This window comes from Bacteroidota bacterium, from assembly GCA_039714315.1.
Lineage (GTDB): Bacteria > Bacteroidota > Bacteroidia > Flavobacteriales > JADGDT01 > JADGDT01.
In genome coordinates, this window is the sequence record JBDLJM010000224.1 from 1 (window position 1) to 3,430 (window position 3,430).

The window sequence follows — 3,430 nt, forward strand, 5'->3', positions numbered from 1 at the left end:
TGTATCACCGTATCACCGCATCACCGTATCACCGTATCACCGTATCACCGTATCACACTGTATCACCGTATCACCGTATCACACTGTATCACCGTATCACACTGTATCACCGTATCACCGTATCACTAAGAATCTCACCATCCTGCATAATCAATTTCCTGTCGGCCATATCGGCCAATTCTTTATTGTGAGTTACTATTACAAAAGTTTGTCCCAATTCATCCCTTAATTTAAAAAACAGCTTATGTAGCTCTTCGGCATGATGCGAATCCAGATTTCCCGATGGTTCATCGGCAAGAATAATGGCAGGATTGTTTATCAAAGCTCTTGCTACAGCTACCCTCTGTTGCTCCCCTCCCGAAAGCTCCGAAGGTTTATGGTGCATTCTGTCTGATAAATTCAAAAAAGCTAAAAGCTCCTTAGCCCTCTTCTTTACATCTTCCGAATTTTTATTAGCTATATACCCCGGAATACACACATTTTCAAGAGCATCAAACTCAGGCAACAACTGATGAAACTGAAATATAAACCCGATATTTTCATTTCTAAACTTCGACAAATCCCTGTCTTTCAGACCAACAACATTATTATTATTAATCCGAAGAGTAGAATCAACATCTTTTTGAAGTATATCCAAAGTACCTAAAATTTGAAGTAAAGTGGTCTTTCCCGCACCTGATTTCCCAACTATCGACACAACTTCTTTCTCTTTTATATGCACCGTAACGCCCTTAAGTACATGCAAATCGCCGTAATACTTATGGATATTGTCTGCTATTATCATACTCATTTATTATTTGTGTAAAGATATAAATACCCTACTAATATAAAATTGGGTAATGATTAATTTTATGCGCCTGCTCCGGCTATACGCTTGTAGTTTTATTTGCCGAAATAGTTCAAAACAACTCTGCGGGGTCCGCACTTGAGGTGCGGCCGCCACAGAGCTTTTTTCACTTATCGCGGCAAACAAAAGCTACCGCTGCTATCCGGGGCGTTTATGTTTCGCTTCAACATCATGGAAAGAGTCATTATCAAATAGTTTTTTTCAATGATTACACTGTATTTACTAATGTCGGGTGTAAAGCAGCCAAATATCAATTACAACCATGAGATTTTTTGTTTTAAGGTGCAGAACACCGGAATATAATCCGCCCGGATTATTCGTAAATAATTATTTTTGGAGCTCATGATTACTTCGTAATTGTAGCGGGAGACTTGGTTTGGAACAGCATGTGAGAAATATATTTTGGCCGCTGGACCACGGCGAAAACCCCGAAATGTAATTTTCTAACGGCTATGCCGGTCGAAGCTCCTGTCTGCCAATCCAGGCAGGCCGGAAATAGCACCAAAAACAAGACACATAAAACTTCAGTAATTTATATTAAAAGATATTAACAATTCTTGCTACAATAAGAACGAGCATTTATATTTGCTGAAATTATTATTCGCAATATGGAAAATTTCATTGTATCAGCAAGAAAATACAGACCAAAAACATTTGAAGATGTTGTTGGCCAAAAAGCTATTACTGACACTTTGGAACACTCCATTGCCAATAATCACCTTGCTCAGGCCTTACTTTTTACCGGACCAAGAGGTGTGGGAAAAACAACATGTGCCAGAATATTGGCAAAAAAAATAAACGAAGAAAGTAATACAGAAGAAGATAACGACTTTGCTTTCAACATTTTTGAGCTCGATGCCGCTTCAAACAATTCGGTAGATGATATCAGAGCCCTGACCGATCAGGTTAGAATACCGCCTCAAAACGGAAAATACAAGGTTTACATCATCGATGAGGTACATATGCTATCTCAACAGGCTTTTAATGCTTTTCTAAAAACTTTGGAAGAGCCGCCGGCACACGCTATTTTCATATTGGCTACAACCGAAAAACACAAAATCATTCCAACTATTCTTTCCAGGTGTCAGATTTACGACTTTAAAAGAATCGGAGTTGAAGATGTAAAAAGTCAATTGGCAATGATAGCCGTAAAAGAGGGTGTTGAGGCCGATGATGACGCACTGCACATTATAGCACAAAAAGCAGATGGTGCAATGCGCGACGGCTTATCTATGTTTGACAGAGTTGTTAGTTTCTCGGGAAATAAAATCACCGCTTCCGATGCTGCAGAAAATCTGAATGTTTTAGATTACGACTACTATTTCAAAACTACAGATTTAATTTTGGCAAACAACATTCCCGGAACATTAAACCAGCTGAACGAAATATTGAATAAAGGTTTTGATGTTCATAATTTTATTGCCGGATTATCTGCTCACTTTAGAGACTTATTAGTTTCTAAAGACGAATCTACCCTTCAATTACTTGAAGTAGGAAAGAAAACTAGAGAAAAGTATTTAGAGCAATCAAAAAAGTGCGAACTAAACTTCCTGTTTCAGGCTCTGGAAATTACAAACGAATGTGATATCAACTTTAAAACCAGCAAAAACCAACGGCTTCTGGTAGAAATCACATTAATGCAGCTATCCTCCATAAACTCTGAAAGCGGAGTCAAAAAAAAAAATTTAAATACCCAATAAAAGCCCCAAGCTTTTCAGGGATAATAAAAACAGTACAGGAACAGCTCAATCCCCAACCTAATACAACAGTAGAAGAAACCAAGGGAGAATATCAGGCAGAACCAGCTCAGCAGGAAAGTCAGGTAGCTGTAAAAAGAAGCTCTACACCTCTAAAGAGACAAAGACGTAAATCTACGCTTTCGATAAGTTCACATCTCGAGGAAAAAAAACAAAACAAAAAGGAAACTGAATTAGATCTGAGCAACATGCCCAAAGATGATTTTAAGTACGACGACATGCTTAAACTTTGGAATGAATATGCCGAAATGCTACTACAACAGGGGAGCACTCTTTTACACTCTGCAATGACAGCCGAAAAGCCTAAACTCGAAGACAATACTATTATTTTCGAAGTACCTAATCAAACACTTTCTGCTCATTTTGCCGAAGACAATAAACTAATTCAATACATACGTGAAAATCTTAACAATTACTCTATTAGATTTAAGACTCACATCACGGAAGTTGAAAACCTGAAAATGATCTTCACCAGTAAGGAAAAATATAATTTCATGTTGGAAAAAAATTCACTCCTCGAAACATTTGTCACGAAACTGAAGCTGGATTTGGTATAGATCAAGGTAAATTTTGAAGAAAAAACTCCAATCATCGCTAAGCCGAGACACGGTGAGCTGATGACAAAAAAAACTTTAAACTTTTCACCCTGAACTTATCTCAGTGTAAATTTTGAACTTTAGACTTTAGACTTTGAACTTTGAACTTTGAACTTTAAACTTTAAACTTAAAATGTTATCATCGATAACTTACAAAGCTAATCAATACAAAAAAAAACGGAAGAGTTTTAAACTTTTCCGTTTTTTCTTAACCCTCTCTAACAACGAGT

At 37.3% G+C, this 3,430-nt stretch carries 3 protein-coding genes; 2 read left to right on the forward strand and 1 reads right to left on the reverse strand.

Annotated features, from left to right (window positions below; all coding sequences use genetic code 11):
* Positions 1-106: 106 nt before the first annotated feature.
* Complete coding sequence (locus ABFR62_13700) at positions 107-784, reverse strand: ABC transporter ATP-binding protein (GenBank protein ID MEN8139473.1); 678 nt, start codon at positions 782-784, stop codon at positions 107-109.
* A gap of 671 nt (positions 785-1,455) precedes the next feature.
* Between ABFR62_13700 and dnaX the strand changes: the two genes are divergently transcribed.
* Both dnaX and ABFR62_13710 read left to right on the forward strand, forming a co-directional pair.
* The gene (dnaX, locus tag ABFR62_13705) at positions 1,456-2,547 is read left to right on the forward strand and encodes a DNA polymerase III subunit gamma/tau (GenBank protein ID MEN8139474.1); all 1,092 of its coding nucleotides are present in this window, start codon (positions 1,456-1,458) and stop codon (positions 2,545-2,547) included.
* Between the two features lie 245 nt (positions 2,548-2,792).
* Complete coding sequence (locus tag ABFR62_13710) at positions 2,793-3,161, forward strand: hypothetical protein (protein ID MEN8139475.1); 369 nt, start codon at positions 2,793-2,795, stop codon at positions 3,159-3,161.
* The last annotated feature ends 269 nt before the right edge of the window (positions 3,162-3,430 follow it).

What these genes read in the sequence shown, in the direction of transcription:
- ABFR62_13700 (MEN8139473.1), bottom strand. Translation starts at nt 784, where the DNA reads ATGATAATAGCAGACAATATCCATAAGTATTACGGCGATTTGCATGTA.
- dnaX (MEN8139474.1), top strand. Translation starts at nt 1,456, where the DNA reads ATGGAAAATTTCATTGTATCAGCAAGAAAATACAGACCAAAAACATTT.
- ABFR62_13710 (MEN8139475.1), top strand. Translation starts at nt 2,793, where the DNA reads ATGCCCAAAGATGATTTTAAGTACGACGACATGCTTAAACTTTGGAAT.